This is a genomic window from Bacillus sp. FSL R12-0074 (assembly GCF_038005725.1).
Classification (GTDB): Bacteria; Bacillota; Bacilli; order Bacillales; family Bacillaceae_G; genus Bacillus_A; species Bacillus_A mycoides.
This window is the reverse complement of record NZ_JBBOTR010000001.1, coordinates 2,083,646-2,109,915: the sequence shown is the minus strand read 5'-3', so window position 1 is coordinate 2,109,915 and position 26,270 is coordinate 2,083,646. Positions and strand designations below refer to the sequence as shown.

At 33.3% G+C, this 26,270-nt stretch carries 37 protein-coding genes and 4 pseudogenes; 11 read left to right on the top strand and 30 right to left on the bottom strand.

Annotated features, from left to right (window positions below):
- Positions 1-4: 4 nt before the first annotated feature.
- Positions 5-199, top strand: a complete 195-nt coding sequence (locus NSS97_RS11085) for a hypothetical protein (RefSeq protein WP_341112488.1) — start codon at positions 5-7, stop codon at positions 197-199.
- Positions 200-269: 70 nt separating this feature from the next.
- Here NSS97_RS11085 and NSS97_RS11080 read toward each other — a convergent pair whose 3' ends face one another.
- The 12 genes from NSS97_RS11080 to NSS97_RS11025 form a co-directional block, all read right to left on the bottom strand.
- Complete coding sequence (locus NSS97_RS11080) at positions 270-1,997, bottom strand: terminase large subunit (protein ID WP_341112487.1); 1,728 nt, start codon at positions 1,995-1,997, stop codon at positions 270-272.
- Positions 1,998-2,054: 57 nt separating this feature from the next.
- Positions 2,055-2,603 carry a hypothetical protein gene (locus NSS97_RS11075; RefSeq protein ID WP_341112486.1) on the bottom strand — a complete coding sequence of 183 codons (549 nt, stop codon included), beginning with the start codon at positions 2,601-2,603 and terminating at the stop codon, positions 2,055-2,057.
- Positions 2,604-2,641: 38 nt separating this feature from the next.
- A complete protein-coding gene (locus NSS97_RS11070) occupies positions 2,642-3,082 on the bottom strand; it encodes a P27 family phage terminase small subunit (RefSeq protein WP_097998818.1) in 441 nt (146 codons plus the stop codon).
- An 83-nt stretch (positions 3,083-3,165) separates the two neighbouring features.
- Entirely contained in the window at positions 3,166-3,558 is a 393-nt protein-coding gene (locus NSS97_RS11065) for an HNH endonuclease (RefSeq protein WP_341112482.1), read from the bottom strand.
- Positions 3,555-3,875: a Rho termination factor N-terminal domain-containing protein gene (locus tag NSS97_RS11060; RefSeq protein WP_341112481.1), complete on the bottom strand. Its 321-nt coding sequence runs from the start codon at positions 3,873-3,875 to the stop codon at positions 3,555-3,557. The genes NSS97_RS11065 and NSS97_RS11060 overlap by 4 nt, the downstream gene beginning before the upstream one ends.
- A gap of 6 nt (positions 3,876-3,881) precedes the next feature.
- Positions 3,882-4,040, bottom strand: coding sequence for a hypothetical protein (locus NSS97_RS11055; protein ID WP_162617267.1), 159 nt, complete (start codon positions 4,038-4,040; stop codon positions 3,882-3,884).
- A gap of 83 nt (positions 4,041-4,123) precedes the next feature.
- Complete coding sequence (locus NSS97_RS11050) at positions 4,124-4,750, bottom strand: hypothetical protein (protein WP_341112476.1); 627 nt, start codon at positions 4,748-4,750, stop codon at positions 4,124-4,126.
- 437 nt (positions 4,751-5,187) lie between these two features.
- The gene (locus tag NSS97_RS11045; protein ID WP_341112474.1) at positions 5,188-6,285 is read right to left on the bottom strand and encodes a hypothetical protein; all 1,098 of its coding nucleotides are present in this window, start codon (positions 6,283-6,285) and stop codon (positions 5,188-5,190) included.
- 207 nt (positions 6,286-6,492) lie between these two features.
- Positions 6,493-7,035, bottom strand: a complete 543-nt coding sequence (locus NSS97_RS11040) for a site-specific integrase (protein ID WP_060749527.1) — start codon at positions 7,033-7,035, stop codon at positions 6,493-6,495.
- Positions 7,035-7,517 carry an ArpU family phage packaging/lysis transcriptional regulator gene (locus tag NSS97_RS11035; RefSeq protein WP_341112471.1) on the bottom strand — a complete coding sequence of 161 codons (483 nt, stop codon included), beginning with the start codon at positions 7,515-7,517 and terminating at the stop codon, positions 7,035-7,037. Before NSS97_RS11035 ends, NSS97_RS11040 begins: the two co-directional genes overlap by 1 nt.
- A 26-nt stretch (positions 7,518-7,543) precedes the next feature.
- Complete coding sequence (locus tag NSS97_RS11030) at positions 7,544-7,714, bottom strand: hypothetical protein (RefSeq protein ID WP_341112469.1); 171 nt, start codon at positions 7,712-7,714, stop codon at positions 7,544-7,546.
- A gap of 113 nt (positions 7,715-7,827) precedes the next feature.
- A complete protein-coding gene (locus tag NSS97_RS11025) occupies positions 7,828-7,950 on the bottom strand; it encodes a DUF3983 domain-containing protein (RefSeq protein ID WP_341112467.1) in 123 nt (40 codons plus the stop codon).
- 811 nt (positions 7,951-8,761) lie between these two features.
- Between NSS97_RS11025 and NSS97_RS11020 the strand changes: the two genes are divergently transcribed.
- Entirely contained in the window at positions 8,762-8,917 is a 156-nt protein-coding gene (locus NSS97_RS11020; protein ID WP_341112466.1) for a DUF4021 domain-containing protein, read from the top strand.
- Positions 8,918-9,091: 174 nt separating this feature from the next.
- On the top strand, positions 9,092-9,670 hold the full coding sequence (locus tag NSS97_RS11015; protein WP_341112465.1) for a hypothetical protein: 579 nt from the start codon (positions 9,092-9,094) through the stop codon (positions 9,668-9,670).
- A gap of 190 nt (positions 9,671-9,860) precedes the next feature.
- Here NSS97_RS11015 and NSS97_RS11010 read toward each other — a convergent pair whose 3' ends face one another.
- A complete protein-coding gene (locus NSS97_RS11010) occupies positions 9,861-10,097 on the bottom strand; it encodes a hypothetical protein (RefSeq protein WP_341112464.1) in 237 nt (78 codons plus the stop codon).
- A 429-nt stretch (positions 10,098-10,526) separates the two neighbouring features.
- On the opposite strand from NSS97_RS11010, the gene NSS97_RS11005 reads away from it, so the two are divergent.
- Positions 10,527-11,000 (top strand): CDI toxin immunity protein, encoded by a 474-nt coding sequence (locus NSS97_RS11005; RefSeq protein ID WP_341112463.1) that lies wholly within the window; start codon positions 10,527-10,529, stop codon positions 10,998-11,000.
- Between the two features lie 76 nt (positions 11,001-11,076).
- Here the strand turns inward: NSS97_RS11005 and NSS97_RS11000 are convergent, their stop codons facing one another.
- The 11 genes from NSS97_RS11000 to NSS97_RS10955 all read right to left on the bottom strand — a co-directional run bounded on the left by NSS97_RS11000 (position 11,077) and on the right by NSS97_RS10955 (position 15,785).
- Positions 11,077-11,241: a DUF3954 domain-containing protein gene (locus tag NSS97_RS11000; protein ID WP_000642661.1), complete on the bottom strand. Its 165-nt coding sequence runs from the start codon at positions 11,239-11,241 to the stop codon at positions 11,077-11,079.
- Between the two features lie 20 nt (positions 11,242-11,261).
- The gene (locus NSS97_RS10995) at positions 11,262-11,621 is read right to left on the bottom strand and encodes a cell division protein SepF (protein WP_341112461.1); all 360 of its coding nucleotides are present in this window, start codon (positions 11,619-11,621) and stop codon (positions 11,262-11,264) included.
- A 107-nt stretch (positions 11,622-11,728) separates the two neighbouring features.
- Positions 11,729-12,592, bottom strand: a complete 864-nt coding sequence (locus NSS97_RS10990) for an ATP-binding protein (RefSeq protein ID WP_341112459.1) — start codon at positions 12,590-12,592, stop codon at positions 11,729-11,731.
- Positions 12,534-13,415 (bottom strand): DnaD domain-containing protein, encoded by an 882-nt coding sequence (locus NSS97_RS10985; RefSeq protein ID WP_000185909.1) that lies wholly within the window; start codon positions 13,413-13,415, stop codon positions 12,534-12,536. Before NSS97_RS10985 ends, NSS97_RS10990 begins: the two co-directional genes overlap by 59 nt.
- Positions 13,416-13,421: 6 nt before the next feature.
- The gene (locus NSS97_RS10980; protein WP_341112456.1) at positions 13,422-13,598 is read right to left on the bottom strand and encodes a hypothetical protein; all 177 of its coding nucleotides are present in this window, start codon (positions 13,596-13,598) and stop codon (positions 13,422-13,424) included.
- Positions 13,599-13,828: 230 nt separating this feature from the next.
- Positions 13,829-14,026, bottom strand: a complete 198-nt coding sequence (locus NSS97_RS10975; protein WP_000665324.1) for a hypothetical protein — start codon at positions 14,024-14,026, stop codon at positions 13,829-13,831.
- Positions 14,027-14,038: 12 nt separating this feature from the next.
- Positions 14,039-14,803, bottom strand: a complete 765-nt coding sequence (locus NSS97_RS10970; RefSeq protein WP_001072886.1) for a phage regulatory protein — start codon at positions 14,801-14,803, stop codon at positions 14,039-14,041.
- 52 nt (positions 14,804-14,855) lie between these two features.
- Entirely contained in the window at positions 14,856-14,975 is a 120-nt protein-coding gene (locus NSS97_RS30460; protein ID WP_445285993.1) for a DUF6906 family protein, read from the bottom strand.
- On the bottom strand, positions 14,976-15,143 hold the full coding sequence (locus NSS97_RS10965) for a hypothetical protein (protein WP_197228279.1): 168 nt from the start codon (positions 15,141-15,143) through the stop codon (positions 14,976-14,978).
- Positions 15,144-15,229: 86 nt separating this feature from the next.
- Positions 15,230-15,499, bottom strand: a complete 270-nt coding sequence (locus NSS97_RS10960; RefSeq protein ID WP_341114618.1) for a hypothetical protein — start codon at positions 15,497-15,499, stop codon at positions 15,230-15,232.
- A gap of 73 nt (positions 15,500-15,572) precedes the next feature.
- Positions 15,573-15,785, bottom strand: coding sequence for a hypothetical protein (locus NSS97_RS10955; protein ID WP_002094452.1), 213 nt, complete (start codon positions 15,783-15,785; stop codon positions 15,573-15,575).
- A 202-nt stretch (positions 15,786-15,987) separates the two neighbouring features.
- On the opposite strand from NSS97_RS10955, the gene NSS97_RS10950 reads away from it, so the two are divergent.
- From NSS97_RS10950 to NSS97_RS10940, 3 genes and pseudogenes are all read left to right on the top strand, one after another.
- Positions 15,988-16,647: a LexA family protein gene (locus tag NSS97_RS10950; protein WP_002094451.1), complete on the top strand. Its 660-nt coding sequence runs from the start codon at positions 15,988-15,990 to the stop codon at positions 16,645-16,647.
- An 80-nt stretch (positions 16,648-16,727) separates the two neighbouring features.
- Positions 16,728-17,885 carry a tyrosine-type recombinase/integrase gene (locus NSS97_RS10945; protein WP_000190115.1) on the top strand — a complete coding sequence of 386 codons (1,158 nt, stop codon included), beginning with the start codon at positions 16,728-16,730 and terminating at the stop codon, positions 17,883-17,885.
- Positions 17,886-18,357: 472 nt separating this feature from the next.
- Positions 18,358-19,047, top strand: a pseudogene (locus NSS97_RS10940) (helix-turn-helix domain-containing protein); the annotation flags it as partial.
- Between the two features lie 112 nt (positions 19,048-19,159).
- On the opposite strand, the pseudogene NSS97_RS10935 reads toward NSS97_RS10940, so the two are convergent.
- The 4 genes and pseudogenes from NSS97_RS10935 to NSS97_RS10920 form a co-directional block, all read right to left on the bottom strand.
- Positions 19,160-19,499, bottom strand: a pseudogene (locus NSS97_RS10935) (HNH endonuclease).
- Entirely contained in the window at positions 19,496-19,930 is a 435-nt protein-coding gene (locus NSS97_RS10930) for a hypothetical protein (protein WP_044441986.1), read from the bottom strand. The pseudogene NSS97_RS10935 and the gene NSS97_RS10930 overlap by 4 nt, the downstream one beginning before the upstream one ends.
- 58 nt (positions 19,931-19,988) lie before the next feature.
- On the bottom strand, positions 19,989-20,156 hold the full coding sequence (locus tag NSS97_RS10925) for a hypothetical protein (protein WP_044441988.1): 168 nt from the start codon (positions 20,154-20,156) through the stop codon (positions 19,989-19,991).
- 569 nt (positions 20,157-20,725) lie between these two features.
- Complete coding sequence (locus NSS97_RS10920; RefSeq protein ID WP_000512143.1) at positions 20,726-21,241, bottom strand: DUF3231 family protein; 516 nt, start codon at positions 21,239-21,241, stop codon at positions 20,726-20,728.
- Positions 21,242-21,586: 345 nt separating this feature from the next.
- On the opposite strand from NSS97_RS10920, the gene NSS97_RS10915 reads away from it, so the two are divergent.
- Positions 21,587-21,892: a WGxxGxxG family protein gene (locus tag NSS97_RS10915; RefSeq protein WP_044441992.1), complete on the top strand. Its 306-nt coding sequence runs from the start codon at positions 21,587-21,589 to the stop codon at positions 21,890-21,892.
- Positions 21,893-22,287: 395 nt separating this feature from the next.
- Here the strand turns inward: NSS97_RS10915 and NSS97_RS10910 are convergent.
- Together NSS97_RS10910 and NSS97_RS10905 are read right to left on the bottom strand one after the other, a co-directional pair.
- Positions 22,288-22,785, bottom strand: a pseudogene (locus NSS97_RS10910) (tyrosine-type recombinase/integrase).
- Positions 22,782-23,251 (bottom strand): annotated as a pseudogene (locus tag NSS97_RS10905) (ArpU family phage packaging/lysis transcriptional regulator). Before NSS97_RS10905 ends, NSS97_RS10910 begins: the two co-directional pseudogenes overlap by 4 nt.
- 299 nt (positions 23,252-23,550) lie before the next feature.
- On the opposite strand from NSS97_RS10905, the gene NSS97_RS10900 reads away from it, so the two are divergent.
- The 3 genes from NSS97_RS10900 (at position 23,551) to NSS97_RS10890 (ending at position 26,201) form a co-directional block, all read left to right on the top strand.
- Positions 23,551-23,772 (top strand): penicillin-binding protein, encoded by a 222-nt coding sequence (locus tag NSS97_RS10900; protein ID WP_107887439.1) that lies wholly within the window; start codon positions 23,551-23,553, stop codon positions 23,770-23,772.
- A gap of 88 nt (positions 23,773-23,860) precedes the next feature.
- A complete protein-coding gene (locus NSS97_RS10895; RefSeq protein WP_107887438.1) occupies positions 23,861-24,160 on the top strand; it encodes a hypothetical protein in 300 nt (99 codons plus the stop codon).
- 1,483 nt (positions 24,161-25,643) lie between these two features.
- Positions 25,644-26,201 (top strand): hypothetical protein, encoded by a 558-nt coding sequence (locus NSS97_RS10890; RefSeq protein WP_098362613.1) that lies wholly within the window; start codon positions 25,644-25,646, stop codon positions 26,199-26,201.
- Positions 26,202-26,270 lie beyond the last annotated feature (69 nt).

The following is a 26,270-nucleotide window of genomic DNA, read 5'->3' as shown; positions in this document are numbered from 1 at the left end:
TATTATGGCTAATAATGTTAACTTAAATACATTCCCAAGTAATAAAGTTCAAGCATTAACAATGCTTTACTTACAGAACCAAGACTTAACTGGTAAATCACCAAGTGAAATTGTGGATTTATACATAACTACTTCAAAAGAAGTTAGTGAGTCTTTTCGTAATGGTGACAGCCCAAGAGCATCAATTAGATCCTTTTGATAATTACAGTAAGTGATAAAACAGTTTAGTCTTAGTTTCCTGACTAAGCTGTTTTATTTTGTTTCACTTCTTATCGATAAATATCACCAATCAATTCATCCATGCCTTCTTCAGTGATGCTATCCATAACCATCATCGTTTCTTTATGAGCACATAAAAAAGCAACAAATCCATCAATCTTCTTTTTGGACTGTCGCTTACTTGGCGCTTTCATTCCATTGATATTTGTTACAACTACAACATTAAGAGCACAATAAACAAATAGAGGATTATCGGTCATTATACGTTTTTCATAAATAAGTATTTCCGAATCATCCAGCATTGCATTCATAACGTTAGGGTACTGACCTACAGAAATACATTCCAAACCAAGGTTCTCAAGTTTTTCAATTAACTTTTGAGACATCGCTGGATCGTAATTTATTTGTTGTACATCATATAAATTCATACATTCCACAATGTAATCCATAACTTGATCCTGATTTATCATCTTACCATCACAAAAAGTAACAAAACCACGTTCAACCATATCAGTATATGGAACGTTATCTTCTTTTTCACGATGTTCAATATCTTCATTAGGTACAAAATACATTTGTTTAACTTTTATAATTGACTTTCCATCTTCGGTATAACCAGAGTTAGGAAAATTCAGGCTCACACATGTTAAATCGGTTGTTTTCGATAAGTCTAAACCGATGTAGCAAGTTTCACCTGTTAAATCGCCCAGTTCTTCCACAAGAACATGTTCAACTTGTCCTTGCTCAAAGAAGTTCTCAGCTCCATTTACGAATACATTCAAATGTTTAGAAAGAAACTCGGCTTTTTTATGCGCTGAACGTGATGCTGAGATGAATTCCGTTTCAAGTGCACTCATCGTTACAGATACACCAATGTTCGGATTAACCATTGCCCAAACATTTCGGTCTGTCCAATCATAATTCTTGTTAGGTTCGTATATCATGACGAAACTTGAGTCATTATCATCACGTTTCAATACTTCTTTTGCTTCACGATATACTCGCATACCAACAGATGAAGAACCTTTACCAGCCGTTGATATATTAAACATAATCGGCTCAGCACGAGAAACCTGTGCTGATTTAAAGTTATCGTACTGATCCATATTTTCTTGAGCATGGAGCTCATCGTTTAGGATGAAGTGTGGATTGGAACCCTCAATGGATTGAATGTTTTTACTCATTACAATGAATTGATTCTGATAAGCTAAATCATCACGAATGTAGTCATAAGTCACACTGGAAATAGTGCCTTTCGGTCCTTTATAAATGTGTGAGCACTCCATTAATACATCATGGTTCATAATTGTTGCTGCAAATGGCTTTGCTGCATATTGAGCCTGGTTAAAATCACTCGCACAACAGTAACAATCGGCACTAAGCACGCCTTCACCGTACATCGCATAACCAAGAGCACCAACACCGATTAAAGTTTTACCATTCTTCTTAGGAACCTGAATGTAAGCTTCACGAGTAACTCGGACAATTTGTCCTTTTTCATTCTTATGAACCCATCCATATATCCAGGAGTAAGCAAACTTCTCCCAATCTTCCAGGATAAAAGGTTGTCCAGCTAAATCACCTTTAGTATGACGGACAAACGTTTCAACCCAATCCATCATTTCATTAGCACGGTCCACATCGAACCAAATATCTTTACGCTTTTTCCATTTATAATAACGATCTACCATTGCTTTGATAGTGTCGGGATATTTTTTAGGATTCTTTCTTACTTGTTTCGTATAAATATCTGCATAATTAACGCCACGTTCAATCACATAAACACCACCTCCAAGGCATAATAAAAAGCCACACAAATGTGTGACCTAAACTGTCTAAAGACGTCTTCTTAGAACTTCTTCAGTAGCATTTGTCATAACTTCTTCAATGGATCTACTGTTTGCTTTTTGTTTTGTAAATACGATATCTCGGCGTGCTTCGTCATTTAAAGTTATTACCTCTTGATACTCTTTTTTCTCTGTATGATATTTTATTGTAACCTTAACTATACCATTGTTTTCTTTGCCAAAAGCATTTGCTGAAACTACTGTAGATATTGATTGTCCTGGAGCTATAAAAGTATTCCTAGTATTCTCAAAAAAGTCTTTACCTGTTACTGAATTAACTGATTTTGGTTCAAAAGTTAAAGAATCAATAGTAGCTCCACTTTTACCAAAATTTTTTATAATTAGATACTCATGGATATTAGATAAAACTTGTATATAATCCCTGTAAACAACCACATATGGTCTGTTCGCTTCTTCAATAGAACTTCTAGTTGCTCTTAAAGAACCTACAGAAATAAAAACTGCCACTATTGAAGTAACTATCCCTACTATTGGAGAAATTATTTGTACTAATTCTGAAATATTAACATTATCCATCTATGTATCTCCTATTCATTTTTACATAAATTATAACATTAATTAGTAATTTTTCTCCATTTTTCACGATGTTTATCTAATTCACTAACCTTCGCTTTAGGTTTTTTTACCTCTTCATTTTTCCCGACAGTGGAACCACCCGTGACATATTTACCTGGTTTAGCCTTATTAGTAAGCCCCAATAAATCCAATGCTTTTGTTTTTTTATCAGCCCAAGTTTCTACTTGCTGCGCCAATGGATGCTTTGAGTTATTGGTTGCTCCTGCTTTATTGGTATGGCGCTGCGTAGGCGGAAATCCTTTCTCTTTCCATTCGATAAACATCGTCATATAAACTTCGAAAATATCTAAATATGATTCAATTAATGGATCTAAAGTAAGGGTGTAAATATCTGCATCACGCATGATTTTTAATATCCGATTTTTCTCAGCTTCTGTCTTATCGGCAACTATTTTTTGACGTTCTTTTTTTGTAGACATTTCACACCCCCCTTTATTTTTTAAAATGTTGTCTAACGATAGAAATGCCCCCTACGCTACCTATCCTCCCCAGAGGACAAATTTTATTTTTTGATAGGGGGGCTTCCAAAATAACTCGGAAAAACCTTTTTCGGTTTATCTTCATTTTCTTCTTTGATATGACATTTTGGACAAAGTAACATTAAGTTGTTTAATTCTAACTTAAGTGTTTCATCTTCTTTAATCGGTATGATGTGATGAACATGAGCACTCCGACCAAAGACGAACCTTCCACATCGTTGACAGTATCCTTTCTCTCGTTCATATACTTGAGACCTCACATACTTCCATTGATCTGTTCTGTAAAAAGGTTTGTTTTCGTGATGATAGATGTTCTTCTTATCTTTCTTCTTCCTTGGTTTGTTACGCTTATGTTCTTCACAGTAACGCCCTTTGCTTATCTTGTTACGGCAGCCGTTAAAGTCACAGTACTTCATGATAGCAATTCAATGATGTCTTCTTTCTTTTTAACATCAGCTGGAATCTCAATACCTAACTCATCAGCATACTCACGTAACTCTTTTACTGTCTTGTTACTCAAGATAAGTTCAGTACCTGATTCGCCAATTACTTGTCCCTCATTGTTTCCAGTGAAATATCCTCCTGTTGCTAATTCTTTATCAGCAATCATACTCTCAGGATTAACAGTTACTTCGAACCCTGGTTCTTCACCTGTAGGAACAAATAGACTTTTCTTTTCTTCTGTATCCCAATACTCTGTACCAGATACAGTCTTTCTAATTTCTACAATCATCCATCCTCACTCCTTACTTTCTCTTATCGACTTCAAACGTTTCATTTGTTTTAGTTGCACCTTATCAGCAACAGTCATTTCCTTTACTTCTTTTGCTTTAATGAATTGAATCATAATAACTAAGCAAAGTATGAACCCACCAAAAAAGCTCAGACAATAATACATTTCATTACCACCTTGTAATTTTGTCCACAATAAAAAGCCACAACTCGTTTGAGTGTGACTTAAATAAAATATATTTTTAATAATTAAAGTGATGCCCACCATTCTTCAACATTGTCTTCTTTTTTCTTTTCTTCTAATTCTTGAATATCCTGATTAATATCTTGAGCCTCCATTATTAATTCTCTATACTCATTGGTTATACCAAAAAGTTCTTCCGGGAAGACAAGACCATATCCATACTGCACTGTTTTAAAGTTGTGGTCTACATAAATCCAACTACTAGAATGTTTTCTATCAAATTCCGAACCAGCATTTACTATTCCATATTGGATTAAAATTTTTCCTAACTCACCGAACATTAATTTTATTTGCTTTTCGTGTTTGTCTATCAATCTATGACTTTTATAATACGATTCTCTATCTTCATTTGTATGCCACCAAAGATACTCTTTCTCCATATATTGCTGAACTAATTTAGAACTTCGCTCTTTAAGTTCTTTCAATTTTCCTTTTAATTCCCTAGCTTTATCTTTCCCTAGTCCAATTATTTTTTCGGGATTATTCTTTATTGTAGATAAAGTTTCTTCTTCAAACCATCTAGTTGTAAATTCTATTACTTTCTCAAGAAATATTTCTTTTTTTATTTCCATTGTATCTAATAGTTGTTGCTTTTTTTGCTTTTTTTCTACAATTTGTTCATCAAAATTCACTTTTCATCACTCTCCTACGAAGTTACTTATAATACAAGCCTAACACAAGCATTCGCTCCAACAAAGAGTTATACGTAAGAAGAGTTTCGACATAAATTTACAAAAAAGTAACCATGCATCAGTTGCCCTTTCGTCAATTTCTTATGTTATTACTATAAATACGGTAAATGAATTTTTACTCTTCTTCCAATCACTTAATACCGTTACATTCATCCGCTCCAACAATATTAAGTAACTGGAAGAAGAGCAAAAGCTCTCCTTAATAACGGTAGCATTCAATCATTACCATCTGCTGGTTTCGGATTTTATGTGCCGTCATTACGAACCGTTTAGAAATTTAAGAACAACATAGTGAGTTGTGTTTTCCGCCACTTCTCACAATACAAATATATCACGCTGAACCCAAAACAACCGGCACATTTGCTGCCAAAAATCGGTCACGACTCTGCCACTTTATTTGGTTCAAATGATTTTAATATCAAAGTAGCCTTAAGCAATTGGAATAATTTTTGAATATCTATCTTAGATAGCGAATTGTAATCATAATAGCCATGTGCTATCGCATTACGATTTAGTTCTTGCCCCAATTGCTCTGGTATATCAGCAAATATTTTTTCATACATTCGAAATACAGATAGCGCAAAAATTTTATTTAAATTCTCTTTTTCTACATGGCTATAATTTTCAGGATTCATCTGTTTTTTCATCCCATATCTATTCGGTTTATGATTAACAACTATATTATCCTGTTTTATATATCCAAAACACCATAATTTAACAACATGTTCAAACGCTGCAAAAAGCGGCATTGCACACAATTTATAGAATCCAGCTTTATATGCTTCATAAGTTTCTTGGATTAAAGTTGCATGAAGTTCATATATAGGATCTTGAACTATCTTTGTTATATTTGATTCAAGATTTTCATCCATATATTCTGACAAGTCATCTTTTTCTATCTCTCCATTTACTATAGCAGTCGCAGTACCTATATCTAAACACCAATAAATCTCTTCTTGCTCTACTAATATACCCTCTAACTCTTTTATTTCTTCTGCTACTGCTTCACGTAATAAATCCCAATCAATTTTGTTATAAATCTCCATTATTGGTTGAATTTTCTCGCGCATTGCGTTTTGGATTTCTATAATTGGGCTCATTTTCTCATACCATGCCTTTTGTGCATCTAAAACCGGTTGAATTTTCTCACGCATTGCGTTTTGGATTTCTATAATTGGGCTCATTTTCTCATGCCATGCCTTCTGTGCATCTAAGACCGGTTGAATTTTCTCACGTATTGCGTTTTGGATTTCTACCATTGGGCTCATTTTCTCATGCCATGCACGTTGCATCTCATACATTGGTTTCGTTTGCTCATGCCATAATTTTTGTGCATCCGATAAAATTCCAGTTATTTCAGACGAGTATAAGTTTTGGTTGGAAATCATCTTTACAACCTCTTCTACTTCAACTCGATCCTTTTCTTTTCTTTTTTCTACTGCAATCCTCTTTATATATCTTTTTTTCTTTCCCATTGGTTAACCCCCCCTTTTATCTAATATTCTATCATTAAAATATAAGAGTTAGAATATTCCCTTCGAGTTACTCATATCTTATATTGTGTGTAACTGATCCCTCCGCTGAATCCCTTGCTATCATTGAATTCATAATACTTTCTCTTTTGAGTTACACAGTACAAAAATTATGAGTAACTGTATAAATAAAAAAAGAAAAAACAATGATTAGATTTTAAACCTAGTCATTGCTTTATCCATCGCATCTTGGTTTACACCTATATAACGTAGTGTGACCTTCTCAGATGAGTGATTGAATATCTCCATAAGTAATGCTATGTTCTTCGTTTGCATGTACATATGATAGCCATATGTCTTTCTCAAGGTATGTGTACCAATTTCATCTAATCCGAATTCTGCTGCGGCTATACTTAATATCTTATATGCCATGCTACGACCGATAGGACGATTCTTCCCTTGCCTACTTTGTAATAGATACTCATTGTCTTCTCTTTCTTCAATAAACCATTTAAGTTCTCTTTTTAATGCTGCAGTAATTTGAATACGTTTTTGTTTCCCTGTTTTCTTTTCCCTCATAGAGATATGACTCCCTTTGACATCCCCTACCTTCAATTTTAAAATATCAGAGATTCTCAGACCTGTATTGATTCCCATAATGAATAAAATATAATTACGTAAACTCTTTTCCTTAAAATACTCTTTTAGCTGCTGTATTTCTTCTGGATCACGTATCGGCTGAACAAAGTTCATTATTCATTACCTCCAGTCTCTTCTGTCTCGTAAACTTCTAATCCAAGTGCAAAAGCAAGTTTATAAAACGATTTAGACTTCCAACGTCGATAGGTACGCTCTGACATTCCGATTTCGTTATAAACCATGTAATCACACATATCCTCTTCTTCTAAATAACGTTTACAAATAATATCCCTTTGAATACTTCCTGCACGTCCGTTTCCTAATCTATTTAGAAACTGATCAATACGTAATGACATCCTTTCAAGCCATTCTTCTCGTTTACTTTGTTGAATATTTGCTATAGCAACATCTTCTAACGGCTTTCCAACTACATGTGTAGGACCGTGCTCACGCATTTCATAAGAAGGAGTGACTTTCATTTCTTTACGCATCATCCCAAATTGCCTATGTATACGTACGCTTTCCAGCACACCTTCTAATTCCTCTTGTGTTGCCGTCCTATCGATTTTTGGTAAGAAAGATAATTGTTTAGTCATTCAAGACCACTCCTTTTTATTTTTTATTACTTTTGTCTTATCGCTCCATGTCTTCGTTCGTAACAAGGTCTATGCATCCCCATTAAGTCTTCAATCTCACGAGTGCTAAATTTCTCTTTTCGTTTTGTCTTATTTTTCTTCTTTGCTTGTTTTGAATGCTTTTTCCATTCACGTAATTGTTCTTTTAATGCCTTCATTCTCCACATCCCCTTTCAAAAATAAAGAGGACACCATTCCTTAAAACAGCTTTATTGCTGCTCTAAAAATTGGTGTCCTCTAGTTTTCTAGCCGGACTATATTCAGTTTCTTTTCACTTTAAAATACCAGCTTGTACAAAAATGTTTCTCCAAGTACTTTTAACTCTATATTTCTCAAAGGATTTCGCACGTCGAGCAATAGCTTTTCTGGTTTTCTTTTTCTTTAATTTAGACATTTCTCTTAACCTCACTTTCTATTCAAAGGATTATTTTGTTCAGATTCTGAAAGAATGTTAATATTCTTCATAAAGGAGGTATACTGATGAAAAATTTATGGAAGAAAGTTTCTTTAATTGCTTTCATAGTAATTGTCCTTTTAATAATTTTATATTTTGGCGGTATGTCACTTTTTTGGAACCAGCCCTGAATAAAACTCAATATTCCGTCCATACTATAGATAACCCATCTTTAATGTGCTGTAACCAGTTAGATCTTCTTCAAGAATGAGCAGTTAGCTTTTGCTAGCTGTTCTTTTTGAGTTTGTCCGAATAAAATTCTAAATTCTGTCCAATACTATAAATGGGCTGATACAGCTTGAATTCACAGTGACCTCTGTAATTTTCTTTTTCCCTTTCTCTGAGGGCTGAGCAGTTAGCTTTTGCTAGCTGCTCTTTTATATTGAACTAATAATAAAGTTTTGTTCTTATTTCTTTTTTTACACCATATACTTCTAACCTAGACCCAGTTCAAAGTGTTACCTCCTATCTTAAAGAGCACTTATGCATGGTGCTCTTTTTTAGTTTCCTTATTTCTACAAAATGAAATTTTTATTGCTTTCACTCCCGCATAACATTTCCAATCTGGTTTACACTATAACTGTAACTTAAAGTTACACATACTAACTTGTAGGGCCTAGTTTTTTTTGTACAACAAGTGGTTAGCTAGTTAAGCTGACCGCTTTGTTGTGCAAAATGAAGTTTTTATCATGAAATAAACCTTGAATGTTTATATCACTTTTAGACACCCTAAAAATAGGAGGTGATATATATGAATAACTCTAAAAAAGAAAAAAATGATGTGACAAATAATAATGTGCTTGGTCTTGATTTAGATGAACAGGCTATGAACGGATTATATGGAATGCCTGAAACTGATATTGAAGAAAAAGATCACCATAAAAAAAGCAATTCACCTAAAATCTAGTACATATTTACACATAACACCTTTCTGATTAGGAGCACATTGCAAAATGTGTTCCTAATTTTCGGAGATTAAACCAAATAGCGTTTTTGTTTAATCTTCAACCTATCTCTACAAATTATGCAGGACTTACATTCCTAAATGTCGAAAATTGACAGAGTTAGGAGGTGCATTTTAATGAAATTTCAAGAAGAATATGAAATATTGAACTCTATAAATCCTGATAAAATACTAGAAATTGCATTTGACTTTAAAAATCATAGAATTAAAATCTTCTTTTCTAACAAAGAAGAAAATCGATTTTTGGTTCTTGTGTGTGAAAATAGTAAAATCTCATTTGTTAAAAATTACCCAGTCTTTTTCAAAAATGGTGTTGCTAATATCGGTATGCACTGGGGCCATTACTATACATACGCTATAGGGTTAAGTAACACAACAAACCCAGGGTTTACCGAGTTTCAGAAAAAACTTAAAGAGTCGATCCAAAGTGTAGTCAACTCAAATGATGATTTTAAAATCTCTTTCCTTGATAGTCGTGACGGCATAAAAAAAATCCAAAATGCCAACAGGAAGTCTGTGCTTCCTAATGAAGCAATTTATTATCATTACACCCGGAGAACACCTATTACTGATAAGCAATTTGAGAAAGTAAAAGATTTGCTTGGTAAAGACATAGCTATACATTTAAAAAACTCAAATGTAACGGCTGTCTTCACATCAGATATCACTAAGCAAAAAACATTCGTTCTTCCTTAGACCAGTGATAAATAGCCGGCAGGTATTATTGACTGACACAAGTTTAACTACATCGGTATAGTACTGGTATAACTAAACTTGTGTCAGCATTTCATTTGATGATTCTAACTAATCTAAATTATCGTTTCATATGCCTTTCTTAAGTCCATTTCCATTCTCCCTTTCTTTCAAATAGCGCTTTTGTTAAAAATTAAGATTTAGCTACATCTGCTCCATTTAAGAAATCCTTTAAAGATTCTCTACAATTTGCACACATATCGATTTTCCCAGTCGCAGTTATATCATCGTATTCACTTTGCCCGTTCATTCTACGTTGAACCGATAGTAAATAACTTTTTACACGTTCACGAAATTTAAATTCAAATGTAACTGTGCATGTTTCTTTAGGATTAATAGCTGCTTTACAACGATCACAACACTTTGCCATCTCTCATTCTCCTTTGTTCATGATTTTGTAACAGATGTATACAAGTTTGTGTGTTACACTAAATTCATTCGAAGAAGTCATTCGTTATTGACCCGAAAATTCTTGATACCCTATCCCCTGCCCTAGCTTCCCTTGCTAGGGCTTTATTATTTTCCATTCAAATAACTATTTTGTTGAAAATCTTTCTTCATTCTTTTATAGACGAAATCCATTCTTTTATAACGAACTCTTCAGAAACGTTGCATTCCCTCGCTATTTCTTCAATATGTTCTTCAACGATCCTAAACAAATCGAATTTATCCACTTTTAGTTCCCCTTTTCTATTCAAATAACGCTTTTGTATAATTTATATTTTAAAAATTCATTTTCATAAGGACTGCCCTTATATGCTATACTCATTCTTAAATAATTGTATAAGGAATGTTAAAAATGAATGTTAAATCCTCAAGGCAATGGAAAATGCAACAAAAGTTAAAGGCATTGAAAACAAAAAACAGAAATGATACAAACCCTTTGTTTACTGAATGTCTTGAATCCTTAGGAGACAAAACTCTAATCTTCTCTCAGGAGAAAAGCCAGCAGATTACTAGTAATTTAATTAATTTATTTCCTATAACCGTCTCTGGAAAAATAGATTGGGAACAGATAGACAATCAATTAATAGCTTCAAACAAAGAACAACTAATTTACCTTATTAGAGCAAACCAACTAGATTTTGATGAACAGATTTTTATATTATGGGATAACTATGAAATCCCTGTAGTAAGTACAAATCTTGATAAAGTATTCCAATCACTTGTTGACGTTGATGCAGTCAGTTTTTATTACTGGCTATTAGATAAAGAATATAGATTCGTAATTGAAATAAAAGATGAAGAAATGATTAGAGTTGGGTTTCGCTAATACTCTAATCATCTTTCCTCATTCTGCTGTTCTACAAAATTCAAATTCGGTTTTATTATCCGAACGTTCATAAAAATCACTTAAGCTTCTCAATGTATGTTGTTTTTACATGAATTGCTTTTCCATTAACCCAAATCACCATTTGTTCTCCATATCCAGTCTTAGGTTGTTCATAAGAAGTAACTACACCCTCATTCACCACAAAAATTTGATTTTTTGTTACATCAATTTCAGCTTTCATTTTTATCTGTTCTCCTTTTTCTATTTCATATACTCAACAACATTTGGATTAAATCCACTACCTAAATAAACCCTCACTGGAATGGCTTCTTTTTTATCACGTGCAGCCTTGCATAATTCTTCAGCAGATTCCCAATTAAACAGCTTATCAATTGCACGTTGAAACCTCCAAATTGCCATTGCGTACTGTTCAAACGTTTCATAACGATCGTCTGGATTTGTAGTACGCGGAAGCTCGTCCGTACATTTTGCGTTTCTAGGTATCTGGACACGTATATCTGTATATACAACTCTTCCAGACCCCTTTTTTACATTAGCTTTTGAGACATCAAATTTAATAATTTCTGGTTCTACCTCGAAAATATTTAGCTGTTTAAGCATGCACCTTTCCACTCCTTTTAATGAGTTCTAATAACTCACTTGCCCCTTGCTTACTTAAAAACATTCGCTCGTCCACTTTTCTTGCAATACCTGTATTTTTTTCATCATTAATCCCCCTTTTTAAAATTGCGTAATCTATAATTATCCCCATGCATTTCTAACATTTCGGCATTTTCCATCATCCGACTAAAATCACGTTCTCCATACATTCCTGCTAATTCACCAATCGTAAAATTAGTAGTAAATAAAGTGCTTTTAACTATACGACTATCTACGATTTCGTTTGTCTTCGTTTGCTTCCAAGTGACACCTTCTTTATCCTTCTCCGTGAATTCCGCTCCAAAATCATCGATAATCAAGACATCAACTTTTGCTAGAAGGGACATAAGCTTGTCCTCTGTCATTTCACTGTTTTTATTCCAAGTGGATTTGATTTTGGTAAATAGCTTATTCATTTGAATAAACATTGCACTGTGACCCTTTTTCATAAGTTCTTTAGTGGCTGCCACACACAAATGACTTTTTCCTACTCCGTAATCACCCGTTATAATCATGCTTGTTGGTTCTTCTTTATTGAATGAAGTAACAAAATTCATAATCGTTTCTTTCGCATTAGCCAATTCCTTTTTAGGTGGTACATAATTTTCAAATGTGGCTTTTTTGAGTTTGTCATTTATTAAGCTGTTATCAGCGAATGAATCATATAAATGAATGATTTCATTTTTCTTTTTTATAGCTAGTGTTTCTATAGCTAATTTCTGATCTTCTTTTTCTATCGATCTACATTGAGGACAAAATTCCTCATTTGTTTCTATATCTATCAACATGCGTTTACTGCAAACGTCTTTAAATTTTTCTTTCCCTACTAAAAAGACATTCTTACATCTATTAGGAGACAATACGTATTTTTGACTAGTGTTTCTTGAAGTCGTATTTGTCGATGAAGCTACTATCTTTTTGATTGCTTGCATTGTTTTTATCTCCTTTTTTACCTTTGTTTTTAAACTCGGTTTCTGACGCATGTACATCTGCTAATGTACGAATGTTTTTATTAACCCACTGTTTTAAAATTCCCTCAGCGTAGTTCCATTTTTTCTGTTGTTTCAATGCACGTTCCATGGATGCTTGTACAAGTTCTTCGCTTGTATCGTTTGCCCATTGGGTAATACTATCAGCTACGAATGGATTTAAAATCCCAAAATTATTTTCATAGAATGAGAAGATATTACTACTACTTACATTCTTTGTAGTATTCTCTGTAGTAATCTCTGTATTTGTCTTTACTTCTAAGTCGGGAGAGTCCTTACTTTTAAGTAAAGAGGGTGATGACTTTGGAGTAATAGGGCTCTTTACTTCAAAGTAACCAGGGACTTCTGTATTTTGATACATACTAGAGATCAGTTTGATTTCATTTGCTACCGGTTCTACAAACATCACATTATTTAAAACTTTCCCTTCAACATGGATAGTTCGAAATTCAACTTTGATAAGAGTCATTTCCGTTAACAAATCACATGCCCTTTTCACCTGTAATTTTGAAAACCCGAATGTTTCTGCTAATTGTTGATAACTCTTTTGCAATTTATCTGATTTGAATTTTTTCTTGTATGTTACTTTTCCACTTTCTTCATCACGGATTACCGTAGGTCTGTACCAATAAACGATTTCACTTAAAATCATAATTGCTACAATATGAGGTTTGCCGTTGCTAAAAGTGATGTAATTAAACCATTCATGATCTACCACATTACCTTTAAAAGTTAATCCACCAATTTCAAATACAGTGTTTGTCATAAACTATTACCTCCTAATACAAATCGCCAGATGTGCTTGTCCGTTTTTAATAATTTTTTGAATCTCATACTGTGGATAACCAACACTGAGATACTGTTCAACCAATCGTTTTAATTCATCTTTGCTTTTTGCTAAATCCCAGAATTTATTAGGTAATAACACTTGATATTCAATTAAATCCATGTACTATTTCTCTACTTTCCGTGATACACTTATAACAACTTGTTTTTTGAAAAGGACCCACTGCAATGGGTCTTTTTATTTTCCTTTACATCACTCCAAGCCCATTGTTTTATTGGTTCGTAAGTAATATAAAACAGCCATGCACTACATTCGATTAACATTCCTAATATGGCTAACAATGTTGAATCTTCCACTAAATCGCTCCCTTTCTATATAAATTCAGCATATTATTAATCATCAATTTCAACTGTTACATGGTGAATCTGTGTTTTTAGAGAAACCTGTTGTGTAAGTATGATAGTTGATGTTGGTTCACCATCTTCAATTAACCTCTTAATCTTACGAGCTGCTTCTGCTTTTGATTCACACTCGTAAGCATTTAGGCCATATCCCCTGTTGTGAAGTACAAAATATTTAGTTTCCTTCATTTTCTTTTCCTCCTATTGAACTTCCGTCATATTTATTTGTGCATTTATAGCCCTGATTTCTTCGTCCAAAATTGTTGGAACTGAATATTCTTCATTAATGATTTGAATAGCTCTATCTAAATGATGACGTTTAATAGCCTTATAGCTATTCACGCCGAACTCCCTATGTAGTTGACTATAAATATCACTATATAATTTTCTTCTAAGGCTAATATCCCGGTATGCATTAGAATCCTTACCACCTAATAGAAGAACCCCTAACTTTCTTACAGCCTTTGATATTTCATCACATTCGACAGCATATAAAGGAGCATTTTCTCGTAAGTCCTTTACCTCGGATTTAATAACTTGAATCTCCTGAGTATGCCCCTCTAAAGCTTGAAACGTTAGTTTTAAAACACCCATTGGATCTGTAGGTATTTTTTGCTGATTTTGTATGTGTTGTTTCATGCGTTTAAATTCTTCAATAAACTTAATTTTCATTTGAACAGCTTCTTTTGTGTTATAACTCATAACGACTAATGTAAAAGCTTCCTCTGTTAGGTCAACTTTAGGATAATGACGTCCTCTGTTTTCATAAGTTCGCTCGTGAAAATTTACGAGCGAAAATTCACGACCTGCATAACCCATTTGCTTGCGAATATCCTTCAATACGTTGTCATGAGTTTTATCAAACACTTCCGCAATCATCAAACTATCTGTAACAACTTCTCCGTTGCTTTCAAATACCAGTTCACTATGTATTGGCGTTTCATTCACTACAGTTAATTGATTCATTTGAATTTCCTCCCAACTACAAACTCGGAATAACCTTAGTTTTATTCATATTTCAATGTACCAAATGTAATTCGTTACTTACTTTTTTGAAGATTAACCAATTATCAGGATTAAGGTTGTATGACTTAATATGACTCTTCTCCTTTTTGGTTGGATTTTTACCGTTCTTCAATTAACTCACCTCCCTTCGAGATGAAACATTACGGCTCATTGCGTACAATCGTTTCTTTGCTTCTATTTCCATAGCCAGTAACAATGTAGGATTGCTCTTTGCTTCGGTACATCGTTTGACAACTTCATGTGCTTTCATTAATTTTGTCGCTGTGAATACTCCGTTCATTTTTTCACCATCTTTCATTTATTTTCGATAAATAACGACTTCATTTTTCGACATTTTACAGGCAAAAAAAATAAAGCCCTTATTTATCAATGTATTGGCTGTTCCTTTATCCACATCAGTAAAAAACATTCAGTTTCTACTGCTGGAAAGTACCATTTCCCACCTATTTTATATTTAGGAAAACGCTTATCATAAAAGAACTTCTCTTTGATAGTGTTTTCACTCATGCTTGTTTGTTTACAAAGCTCTTTCATATCCCACAGAGTTTTTCTCCGCTCAATTTGATCTAATCGCTTCCTTAACTCTTCGATAAAGCGCTGCTCGATAATTTTGTTATCGAGTTGAATATTAAGCATGTTGCCACCTTCTTTCTTATCAATAAAATTCGACATTTCTGGCTCAAAAAAAGTGAGGATTTCCCCGCGAAATTTAATTGCCTTTATTTTCTTCAAACTCAAATAGATACTCTAAGTTATGTTCCGGAAAAAAAGTTTTCTTAATTTCAAGTGCTTCATTATAGTAAAAACGAAACTTACCATTTATTTTGTCACTCACTGTCGCGTGGCGAAGATTCAGATGCGAAGACACTTCTGTAATCATAATTCCTTTTCTCGCCATCTCTGCACGCAAATTCGGATACATTTTCTCACCACCTAACCTTTCGTACGATACTGCGTTCATTTCTTTTTTAATATAAACGCATTTTCGTACAAAGTCAACGAAAAAACGAAAAAACATACTCATTATCGTATGTTTTCTATTTACATACAAATTCAGTTAGGTTATGATATAAACAGATATACGAAATATCGTATACATTTTAATAGGAAAGGTGGTGAAATTAATGAAAAAAGCAGAGATTGTAACACGATTAATAAAAGAGGCTGGCTACAGCAAAAGAGCTTTTGCAGAAAAGATTGGACTTCCCCCCACAACATTGCAATCAATGTTATCAAGAGGAATAGGTAAGGCATCTATTGATAACGTAATAAAAGTTTGTAAAGGATTAGGGATTACTACAGATGATTTAGAGCGATTAGCAAATGAAGAAAATAGTTCGATTAAAGAGGAAGTTTCCATATACGAAACTATTCGGAACGATCAATCTAACATTGTTCATATTCCTATCATTGGTTCTGTTGCAGCAGGTATGCCTTTTTTAGCCGAAGAAAATATAGACGGTTATTTACCGGTGCTAAGTACATTTTTAAATACACGTAAAAAATATTTTTACCTGACTGTTACAGGTACTAGCATGAACCTTGAATTCCCTGACGGTTCTTACGTTCTTGTAGAGGAAACTCCTTTTGTTGAGAATGGTCAAATTGCTGTTATAAAAGTCAATGGTTATGATGCTACCGTGAAAAAGATTTCAAAATCAGGAGACATCATTACCTTAATACCTTTGAGTAATGATCCTATCCACGAGCCACAAACTTACGATCTGTCAGTCCAAGATGTAAAAATCATCGGTCGAGTTGTGCAATCAGTAAAAAATTATTAAATTTCTAGCGCTAGCAATTTAACACCAAAGAGTAGGCGACGGTCTACTCTTTTTAAACAAAAAAAGAAAGGGGCTCTCTTATGGCTACCTTCCATAAATACAAAAAGAAAGGATCTACTAAAGATTTTTGGGAATACCGTATATATTATCAAGATACTCTTAGTAGAAAAATTCGAGAAAAATCTAAAAAAGGCTTTACTAGTAAAGCTGAAGCTAAAATAGCAGCTGAAGAAATGGAAAAACAATTACGCGAGGGTATCAATCCAAGCAATGAACATTTGAAAGATTATCTTCTTATGTGGCTGAATGAATACAAGAAAGGAACAATAGCTACAAATACATTTCTCTCTCATCAGAACAATGTAGAAAAGCATATTATTCCTTATTTCAAAAACATTCTTTTAAAAGACTTTAAGCCAGTTTTATATCAAAGATTTATTAACTCACTAGTCGATAACGGCTACAGTAGACGCACCATTGAAATAGTCCATAGTACTATGCATAACGCTATGGATAAGGCTATAACTTTAGAAAAAATACAAAAGAATCCTTGTGTTGGAGTAGAAATAAAAATCAAAGCAAAAGATCCTGAGGTTAAATTTATTGAATCCGATAGGATTGCAGATTTTTTGAGAGAAGCTTATAAATATGATTATATTTACGGGGTTTTTTATAAAACTCTAATTGAAACTGGAATGCGAAAAGGTGAAGCAGCCGCACTTCAATGGACTGATATTGACTTGAAAGAAAAGACAATTACTATTAATAAATCATTGGATTTTAGATTAGCGTCTAAAAGTCCTGAAATGATGTTTGGAGATACAAAAAACTATAATTCCAAACGAACTATTACCATTAGCGAAGGCTTAGCTGGCGATTTACGTTTTCATCAAAAATACCAAAATCAAAATAAAGTCGCCTTAAACGATTGTTACTATTTCGAGTTAAATTTGGTTTTCTGCAGAAATGATGGAAACTACTTACCGAAATCCAGTCTTTTCAATTCTTTCTCTAGAATTTTAAAGAAAGCAAATTTATCTTCGCTACCTATTCATTCATTACGTCATACACATGCTGTATTACAGCTTGAAGCTGGTGCAAGTATGAAGTATTTACAAGAACGTCTTGGGCATGGTAGTATGCAAATCACATCTGATGTATATTCGCATGTAAGCAAAAAGCTTGATAAAGAAGCAATGAATAAATTTGAAGAACATATGAAAACAATCCTGAAATAATTCCCTCAAAAAATCGGGCAATTATCGGGCAACTAACATCCCGATTAACTTTATACACAAATGCCCGATAAACAAAAAACCCTCAACACGTTGTGTGTCAAGGGTTTAAGCCTCTTAGTATAGAGACATATATTGATCGCGTTCCCATTGGTGAACTTGCGTGCGGAACAAATTTCAGGATATTAATTCAAATCAAATTCATTGTGAAACATTACTTTATCAGCCTTTTGTATATTCGATAAATCAAAATACACTGTATAAAATCGGGCATTTTTAAATCTAAAACAAAAGAGCATAGCGTGTATATAAGGTGATACCAACACTCTATATACCGTCCGCCTACGCTAGATAGGCACAAACACTTGCTGTACTCTTACGGACTATTTTACAGTACGTAAGAGCTCCTTAACAACAGTTTGCTTACACTTGGCATTCTGTTGCTTTTTTGTTTATACAAAGGGGCTAATTAATGATGGAAAAGAAACGTATCGATGTTATCGCAAGTAAAGAATCCTTCCACAATTTATCATCATTCACAGATTTAGAAGAACTAAATAAAACTGTACGTACATACAGAGACAACATTCGTATGTCTATTAAACGTACTGACGTACAATCTAAATTAATTACATTACTTGAAATTTTAAAGCGCCACAGCTTTAAATATGTAGGTGTTAGTTTCCTATGCAGAAATAGAATTGCTGCATAGATGGAAGTTTCATATAAAACTGTACAACGTTTAATGAAGAAACTTGTCGATTTAGAGATGATTAAACAAGTGGCAATGAAGCGCACAAAAGATATGCTACAAACTTCTAATGCCATTATCATTCAACCAATTGTGGAAGAAGTATCCGACAAGGTAAATACAAAAACTCCTACAAAGTGCCCTACCATTAAAACAACCCCTTCTTCCTTAAAACAAAATATAAAAGATAAAAACAAACGTAATAGTAATGAGAATAGCAATACTCCTGAAAAAAACATTAAAGAAGCTGATTTCGTAGCTCACTGGGTACCAGAACGTTTTGTTTCTTTAACTAGCTCTTTTTACAGTGAATCAAAAACAATTCAAGAACTGTGGAAGGTCGTAAGACAGTGCAATAAAGTTACAAACTTCTCTACAGGTGATAAAGCATTTACTAAGGACCAAGAGGTTACTAATATAACGCGAAAACGGTGATAAATTTAGAAAATCGATCCCCTCCTCCGGTGCCCCTTAGAGCAATTTTTGATGAAATATTTTAAGGGGGGGTGCTGTTTCCGAATCATTTTCACCACTTTTCATCATGTTCCCATTTGTTGATTTTCTTTTTAAATGTTCTTCCGTGTTCTTTATTGTGGCAATTAACACAGACTGTTTCGAGATTGTCTATTTCTAATGCAAGTTCTGGATGATGTTCTAGTTCTTTTATATGATGAACAACGAGTTGTATCTTCTTACGCTTTGCGCTCTCACTATACTCATTGGTATCAGTTTGAACTCGACCATTTCGTTTACATTCTTGGTTGGCACTCATAGTTGTCTCGTTTCTTTACTTGTTCTCGTATACTCTTCCACTCGCCACTGTAATAGAACTTACGCTTCTGTTGTTTGGTTTTGTATTCTTTCATAACCGAAAGAACTCTACCTGTTCTCCCACAATAGGATGATTATGCTGTATGATTTTTGTGTTAATACCTTGTTCATCTGGTTCAACGTGTTCGGTGTGAATGTAAGAACCTAATCTACAATTATAGTTTGTCTTCCAATCAAAACTAACTCTTACTCTACCTTTTATCTCTTCGCCTTTATAAAGCACAATAGGAACAGCATTGATATCTGATTGCACAATTTGTAATAAAGGTTCTTCGTTAGCTTTTATATCATCCGATTGTTTGTACTTCCCTAACTTAAACATATCTACAAAAGCACCGTTACATTTCGGACAAACGGTTACTTCTTGATATTTTTCTTTAGATGGATGATACACCTTATTTTGATGACCACACGCTAAACATTCAGAACGATTGAAATATCTTGTTTCTGTACGTACCTCACACATCTATCCTCACTCCTTATCTATAAAATAAAAAGCACCCGAATGGATGCTTAGATTAAACTTATTCATTATCAATATCTCTACTTTCATCATTAACTGATTTCGGGTCTAACAAGCTTCCTATATCAGGCGGCAAAGTTAACTCTATACCAGCTACTGGCTGATTATCCTCATTAAAATAATACTTCTTTACCTTATTCAATTCTTCATTTTTCTTATTTTCACTCATATTCTCCCGCCTTTTATGTATGATATTAAACACTTTATTTAATATGTACATCGAGAAAGATAATATACTATTTTTTCAAATCTCACACGAATTATACACTTTTGGCATTATAAAAGAGCAACCATGCGTCAGTCGCCCTTTCGTCAAAATCTTATGCTATTACTATAAATACGGTAAATGAAGTTTTATTCTTCTTCCAACCACCTAACGTTGTTTACACTTATCTGGGTAACAATATTAAGTAACTGGAAGAAGAGCAAAAGCCCTTCTCCGTTTACACAACGTGAATTGCAATTGAATGTGAAATCAAGAAACAACTGTTCATCCAATCTGCAACCATCGCCACCGGTTATGACGATCCATTTTCAGATATAAGGAGTTTTGTGAGCAATGTTTTCCGCCACTACTCACAATACAAAGATATCACGTTGATTCCAAAACAACCGGCACATTTACTGCCAAAAAGCGGTCACGACTCTGCCAATTATTTTAATTTGCTAATCGCCTTTATTTCCCTAGACAACCTCACTGCAACAACCATAAAGAATAGATTGAATTTTATTTAGTTATTATGCTTGATCTGATTGTAGAACATGTAATGGAGGCGGAATAATCCAACCTTTTTTCTTATTCAGACGAAGTAATATAGCTCCAGCTTGGGCCTTTTTCATATGAAATTGACCAAACATCATTCCGACATCTTCTCGAAGAGATTGTCCCATAGCTTGACTACATGCTACTAACCCAGCAGCAAGATCCATAGAAACTTTAGCTGCAATTTCCGCATCATTAATACGAGCACCAGGAGGAATAGTTTCAATAGATGCAACTGGTCTTTCTGGAGGTGCTGGTGGTAATGCAACACCATTCAATTTTAATATATTTTTTAATTCTTCAACTTCTGATTGGATATCATTCTCTACAAGGTTTTCTAAGAATTTCTTTAAATCCTCATCTCCTGTGTGGTTAATAAGAACTTGATATCCAGCAATTGCGCCTTGTGCCGCTGCAAGATAACTCCAAATCCCAAAGACTTCTCCGTAGTGCATTGGTTCATTCTGTGGATTTCCACTTAAAATACCCATAAAAATATTCCTCCTTAAAGAAATTAAAATTTTAGCAACAATACTTACTATAGAAAAAATTTTCCTAACCATGTTCTTGATTAAAGAAAATAAGTTCTTATAACTCATAAGGAACACCTTACCCAAATATAGTAATTACCTCTCATAGAATGTACCGTTACCAAAAATTTATTCTTATAAAGAATAAATACATTTCAATTAACTTAATCCATTATTATAAGTACTTTTAATAATAAAAATTAAAGATGTTTATTGGAATTTCAATTCAAATGGTTTTATATATTTTCAACCGAATATTGTCTAAAGGAACTGGAGATATTACTAAATACGAAAGGAGGGAAAACCATGAAGAAAAAACTTTCATCTATTTTAGGTGCCCTATTACTAACTATTATGGTTTTTGGTACAAGCGTCCATGCTGAATACGATGGATATAATACGAATAGAGTTAACAATAATAATATTACAACTCGAGTTAATGACAATAACATGAATAGAGTTAATAATGATGTGAGAACTCGAAATGTAAATACGACAAATGATTTAAATGATAATCGTAATAAAAATAATAATTGGACTTGGCTTGGTTTATTGGGACTACTAGGATTATTTGGTCTTAGAAAAAAAGACAAAGATCCAGAAACACGTTAATGTAGAACATTGTATTTAATTTTAAAAGATATTTATTTATCAAAAGAATACAAAATGAATCGCCTTTAATAAGGCGATTTTTTATTTTTTAAAATCAATAACAATCACAATAAACGGATGCAATTAATCGGAAACAATGAATTTCTTAACTTAATAGTAATAGAGCATTACATCGATTTGACGAACTACGCTCCTTTTTTATGCCTTTTCTTCACTTACCCATATCTTATATTTTGTGTAACTGCCCCTATTGCTGAATCCCTTGATATTCTTAGCTTCATAATACTTTCCCTTTTAAGTTACACAACGCATAAAAAATGGGTAATTATAAAAATCAAAAAACAAAAAGGACTTTGCTATATCTTAAATCGAGTCATAGCCTTATCCATCGCATCTTAGTTTACACCTATATATCGAAGTGTCACTTTCTCACTTGAATGATTGAATATCTCCATTAACAACGCAATGTTCTTTTTTTGCATGTACATATGATATCCAAATGTCTTTCTTAACGTATGAGTACCTATCTCCTTTAAGCCAAACTCTGCCGTTGTACTTCTAAGTATCTTATTGCCATGCTGCGCCCAATTGGTCTATTAGTTCCTTCACGACTCTTAATTTAAATATTCATTTTCATCTCTTTCCTCAATGTACCGTTCTCTTTTTAACGCTGGAGTTAATTGAATCCGTTTCTGTTTGCCTGTCTTCTTTTCTCTCATTGAAATATGGCTACCTTTCAAGTCACCTATCTTCAATTTTAGAATGTCACTAATACGTAATCCCGTATTAATTCCCATTACAAACAAAATATAATTGCGTTCATTGTTTTCCTTCAGATATTCTTTAATCTGCTGTATTTGCTCTGGATCACGAATAGGTTGAACAAAGTTCATATATCCTTCCCTCCATTTTGTTCTTCTGTCTCATATACTTCTAATCTAAGAGCAAAAGCTAATTTATAAAAAGCATTAGATTTATTTCTTCTATATGTACGTTCACTCATACCAATATCGTTATAAACCATGTAATCAAACACTTCTTCATCTTCTAAATATCGTTTTACAATAATCTCCCTTTGACTCTTGCTAAAGCGACTTAACGCCTTATCGATTTGAAAGATAAACGTTGTAATTTCACTTCTCTTTCATTCATTGCAATATTTGCTAAAGCAACATCTTCAGCTGGCTTTCCTACTATGTTTATTGGACCGTGATATCTCACCTCACAAGAAGCTGTAACCTTCATCTCATTTCTAATCATCCCAAATTGTCTATAAATACGAACATTTTCAAGAATCTCTTCTAAACGAACTTGTGTTGCTTTACGATCGATTTTGGGTAAGAATGTTAATTGCTTCATATGTATAAACACTCCTTGTCTGTTTTATTAATGAAAATAAAAAAGCGGACATCAAACCATAGGGCACTATCGCTAATGCTCTTTATGGTTTGATGTCCGCTAGTTCTTCCAGTAGGACTAAATATTTAATTTTTATTTATTATACCATTTTTACATAATTTATCTATTTTTCTATTCAAAGGATTATTTTATAAACATATTAACTAGCAAAATAATTAGTATTATTAAGCTATTACTCCAATCGTTCTATTTAATTTATACATATATTAACAGTAAACCGAGGAAAGGAGGTTTTTTATATGGCTGAGCATACAAAATGTGTTTGCGAACAATTAGAAAGATTACAGTTAGGTACAGAAGTAGATGTTTTCCTTACAGGAACAACACTAGAGGATCTTATTTTTACTAACTTTAATCCTGATAATTTTTGTGTAACATTTGTGGATAACACAACAGAACCTGGCTCTATTATTATTTTGGACTGTCGTGATATTCAAGCACTTAGAATTGAAGCTGGGTAGAGTAAAGATGGGGCTTTGGAAAAAAGCCCCATCTCACAATTCCATAAGCATATTTCAATATAAACTATAAAAAAGAGGAGCCAGAAAAATGTCAGTTTTCATAAACTATGCTCTTACTCCCAAAGTATTCAATCCTAATCTAACATCTCTTCCAAATAACCGCCCTTCTTTTATCCCACCCCCAAAAGAGAGTTCTAAAGATATTTGCTATCTTTTAGAAACATTTTACTTAGGAAAAAAAATAAAGCAACTTTTAGTTAACGGCACAGTATTAAAAGCTTCTATATTTGTAGGATTCCATAATAAATCATGCCTTGCTACATTTATAGGTGAAAACGGAGATATCACTGTAGTTAACTGTGAGCGTATTGATGCGATTCTACTCTAATTGTGAAGTTATATTTGAATAAATAAGCATTATTTTTAAGATACACTTGTAGTTCTTACACATAACGCCAGTAACTGATACTGTAAGAGACTTAGTCTGAAGAGCACTAATATACAGTTCTTTTTTTGGCTCGGCCAAATAAAACTAAATACTCCGTCAATAATGTAGATAGGCTGTATGCCAAAACTCATTTAAAGTAGTTTTCTCTGTATCTCCTTGTAGCGAGCAGTTAGCTTTTGCTAGCTGCTTTTTTTATATTCTCAATTTCATTACACATACTGCTTACATATCAGTTAAAAGGGGCATTTCACTCTCTAAACTCATGGACAAGTAAAATTTCTTGTCTTTTGTTATTCTTATACAAATTTGGTTTTATTCCACGCTCCTTAAACATATCCTAGTATCGCAAGACACTCGCTCAAAGAGTTACCTCCTTATCGATGGGCACTTGTTTACAGTGCTCTTTTTTTACATGTTGATTTTATTTTCAAATGAATTTTTTGCCTAGTTCACTTTACCCACTGAATAAACTTTTAAGTTTTCACCTATACTACCCATGAGCTATTACAGATGTAGCTCAATCTTTCCAAATCACAGCTGTTCATTCATTTGGTAGGCAGTTTTCACTTACCAACTGTCTGCCATATTATTTTCATTGGTTCTTTATTATAAAATCCAAGAATAAATCCCTAAAAATTTTACATACTATAGGTGGGCTAACAGCCATAATTGTTTTCCTATGAAATTGTGCCGAATCACATATCCTTTAGAGACAGTACTGAGAACATCGCAGTTAGCTTAATTAGCTAGCTGCTTTGTTGTATTAAAATTCAACATAAGTACATACTATTTATGAAATGCTTGATTGATTGTCATTTGAGATGCACTTCAAATTCAGTATTCCCGCTCCTTAGGAGAACAGCCTATGTATCTGTTCTCCTATTTTACGTTTAATTTTTACCTTAAAATAAGAAAATCATCAATTTTATTGAATCGATCTCTTGTTATTATTGAAGCTCGTCTTTCAAGAGCACTTACAAATAGCGCTCTTTTTTTGTTATAAAATAAATTCTTTATCTTCTTTTACATATTTTTTAGCTAAACTGCACACGATACTTATAAGCCATTCGAACTAGTGGCTTCACTCTTCTTGTAAAAGAATGGGAAGGCAATTTATCGCAATTGGCTAACTCGTTCAACCCACAAGCAGGCAAGGAAACTTTGCCTGCTATTTTTGTATAACTTTCTTAATTTGAATCATACTATCCAGGAACCTGTTTACCAATACAAGTCATTTTGGTGTTTTGAAGCATCTCCTCCTTCTAGGACAAGCAATTTTGCTTGTTCTATTTTCGATTAAAGTACTATTTATATACCTCTCTTCCCTAGTCTCTAAATTTTATTTTTTAGTATCAAAAATAAGAATTTGTACATTATAAAAATGTTCCACACTATTATGTGGTTACATAAGGAGGAGTTAAAAATGGACAAACGTACTGAGAAAAAAGTTGAAGCTGTGGCACGTAAAGCTGCTGATTTAGAAGTTTCACAAGAATTAACTAGTCTTAAAAATCAAATTCAACAGTTACATCAATCTTTATCACAAGCATCTCAAGGTCAACAGCAAGGATTACAACAAAATCAACAAATGGGTGGCCAACAAGGATTACAACAAGCTAATCAATTAATGCAACAACTTCAACAATTTAGTAATCAATCTCAACAACAAATGCAACAAGCTGATCAACAATTACAGCAAACAATTCAACAAGCTATTCAAACATTAAACCAAGGATTACAGTATCTACAATCTAATCAAACGTTAAGTCAAATAAATCAAGCTATTTCTCAGGCTCAATCACAAGTTGATCAAGTGAGCCAACAAATGGGTGGCCAACAAAGCCAACAAATGGGTAACCAACAAGGTCAACAAATGGGTAACCAACAAGGTCAACAAATGGGTAACCAACAAGGTCAACAAATGGGTAACCAACAAGGTCAACAAATGGGTAACCAACAAGGTCAACAACAATTTCATTAAGAATATTCACAGTAATTCCAGCCGTAATAAATTTTCCGCAACTTATATCACAGTAAGCAAACTCCAATT

What these genes read in the sequence shown, in the direction of transcription:
- NSS97_RS11085 (WP_341112488.1), top strand. Translation starts at nt 5, where the DNA reads ATGGCTAATAATGTTAACTTAAATACATTCCCAAGTAATAAAGTTCAA.
- NSS97_RS11075 (WP_341112486.1), bottom strand. Translation starts at nt 2,603, where the DNA reads ATGGATAATGTTAATATTTCAGAATTAGTACAAATAATTTCTCCAATA.
- NSS97_RS11070 (WP_097998818.1), bottom strand. Translation starts at nt 3,082, where the DNA reads ATGTCTACAAAAAAAGAACGTCAAAAAATAGTTGCCGATAAGACAGAA.
- NSS97_RS11065 (WP_341112482.1), bottom strand. Translation starts at nt 3,558, where the DNA reads ATGAAGTACTGTGACTTTAACGGCTGCCGTAACAAGATAAGCAAAGGG.
- NSS97_RS11060 (WP_341112481.1), bottom strand. Translation starts at nt 3,875, where the DNA reads ATGATTGTAGAAATTAGAAAGACTGTATCTGGTACAGAGTATTGGGAT.
- NSS97_RS11055 (WP_162617267.1), bottom strand. Translation starts at nt 4,040, where the DNA reads ATGTATTATTGTCTGAGCTTTTTTGGTGGGTTCATACTTTGCTTAGTT.
- NSS97_RS11045 (WP_341112474.1), bottom strand. Translation starts at nt 6,285, where the DNA reads ATGGGAAAGAAAAAAAGATATATAAAGAGGATTGCAGTAGAAAAAAGA.
- NSS97_RS11040 (WP_060749527.1), bottom strand. Translation starts at nt 7,035, where the DNA reads ATGAACTTTGTTCAGCCGATACGTGATCCAGAAGAAATACAGCAGCTA.
- NSS97_RS11035 (WP_341112471.1), bottom strand. Translation starts at nt 7,517, where the DNA reads ATGACTAAACAATTATCTTTCTTACCAAAAATCGATAGGACGGCAACA.
- NSS97_RS11030 (WP_341112469.1), bottom strand. Translation starts at nt 7,714, where the DNA reads ATGAAGGCATTAAAAGAACAATTACGTGAATGGAAAAAGCATTCAAAA.
- NSS97_RS11025 (WP_341112467.1), bottom strand. Translation starts at nt 7,950, where the DNA reads ATGTCTAAATTAAAGAAAAAGAAAACCAGAAAAGCTATTGCTCGACGT.
- NSS97_RS11020 (WP_341112466.1), top strand. Translation starts at nt 8,762, where the DNA reads ATGAATAACTCTAAAAAAGAAAAAAATGATGTGACAAATAATAATGTG.
- NSS97_RS11015 (WP_341112465.1), top strand. Translation starts at nt 9,092, where the DNA reads ATGAAATTTCAAGAAGAATATGAAATATTGAACTCTATAAATCCTGAT.
- NSS97_RS11010 (WP_341112464.1), bottom strand. Translation starts at nt 10,097, where the DNA reads ATGGCAAAGTGTTGTGATCGTTGTAAAGCAGCTATTAATCCTAAAGAA.
- NSS97_RS11005 (WP_341112463.1), top strand. Translation starts at nt 10,527, where the DNA reads ATGAATGTTAAATCCTCAAGGCAATGGAAAATGCAACAAAAGTTAAAG.
- NSS97_RS11000 (WP_000642661.1), bottom strand. Translation starts at nt 11,241, where the DNA reads ATGAAAGCTGAAATTGATGTAACAAAAAATCAAATTTTTGTGGTGAAT.
- NSS97_RS10995 (WP_341112461.1), bottom strand. Translation starts at nt 11,621, where the DNA reads ATGCTTAAACAGCTAAATATTTTCGAGGTAGAACCAGAAATTATTAAA.
- NSS97_RS10990 (WP_341112459.1), bottom strand. Translation starts at nt 12,592, where the DNA reads ATGCAAGCAATCAAAAAGATAGTAGCTTCATCGACAAATACGACTTCA.
- NSS97_RS10985 (WP_000185909.1), bottom strand. Translation starts at nt 13,415, where the DNA reads ATGACAAACACTGTATTTGAAATTGGTGGATTAACTTTTAAAGGTAAT.
- NSS97_RS10980 (WP_341112456.1), bottom strand. Translation starts at nt 13,598, where the DNA reads ATGGATTTAATTGAATATCAAGTGTTATTACCTAATAAATTCTGGGAT.
- NSS97_RS10975 (WP_000665324.1), bottom strand. Translation starts at nt 14,026, where the DNA reads ATGAAGGAAACTAAATATTTTGTACTTCACAACAGGGGATATGGCCTA.
- NSS97_RS10970 (WP_001072886.1), bottom strand. Translation starts at nt 14,803, where the DNA reads ATGAATCAATTAACTGTAGTGAATGAAACGCCAATACATAGTGAACTG.
- NSS97_RS10965 (WP_197228279.1), bottom strand. Translation starts at nt 15,143, where the DNA reads ATGAACGGAGTATTCACAGCGACAAAATTAATGAAAGCACATGAAGTT.
- NSS97_RS10960 (WP_341114618.1), bottom strand. Translation starts at nt 15,499, where the DNA reads ATGCTTAATATTCAACTCGATAACAAAATTATCGAGCAGCGCTTTATC.
- NSS97_RS10955 (WP_002094452.1), bottom strand. Translation starts at nt 15,785, where the DNA reads ATGTATCCGAATTTGCGTGCAGAGATGGCGAGAAAAGGAATTATGATT.
- NSS97_RS10950 (WP_002094451.1), top strand. Translation starts at nt 15,988, where the DNA reads ATGAAAAAAGCAGAGATTGTAACACGATTAATAAAAGAGGCTGGCTAC.
- NSS97_RS10945 (WP_000190115.1), top strand. Translation starts at nt 16,728, where the DNA reads ATGGCTACCTTCCATAAATACAAAAAGAAAGGATCTACTAAAGATTTT.
- NSS97_RS10930 (WP_044441986.1), bottom strand. Translation starts at nt 19,930, where the DNA reads ATGTGTGAGGTACGTACAGAAACAAGATATTTCAATCGTTCTGAATGT.
- NSS97_RS10925 (WP_044441988.1), bottom strand. Translation starts at nt 20,156, where the DNA reads ATGAGTGAAAATAAGAAAAATGAAGAATTGAATAAGGTAAAGAAGTAT.
- NSS97_RS10920 (WP_000512143.1), bottom strand. Translation starts at nt 21,241, where the DNA reads ATGGGTATTTTAAGTGGAAATCCACAGAATGAACCAATGCACTACGGA.
- NSS97_RS10915 (WP_044441992.1), top strand. Translation starts at nt 21,587, where the DNA reads ATGAAGAAAAAACTTTCATCTATTTTAGGTGCCCTATTACTAACTATT.
- NSS97_RS10900 (WP_107887439.1), top strand. Translation starts at nt 23,551, where the DNA reads ATGGCTGAGCATACAAAATGTGTTTGCGAACAATTAGAAAGATTACAG.
- NSS97_RS10895 (WP_107887438.1), top strand. Translation starts at nt 23,861, where the DNA reads ATGTCAGTTTTCATAAACTATGCTCTTACTCCCAAAGTATTCAATCCT.
- NSS97_RS10890 (WP_098362613.1), top strand. Translation starts at nt 25,644, where the DNA reads ATGGACAAACGTACTGAGAAAAAAGTTGAAGCTGTGGCACGTAAAGCT.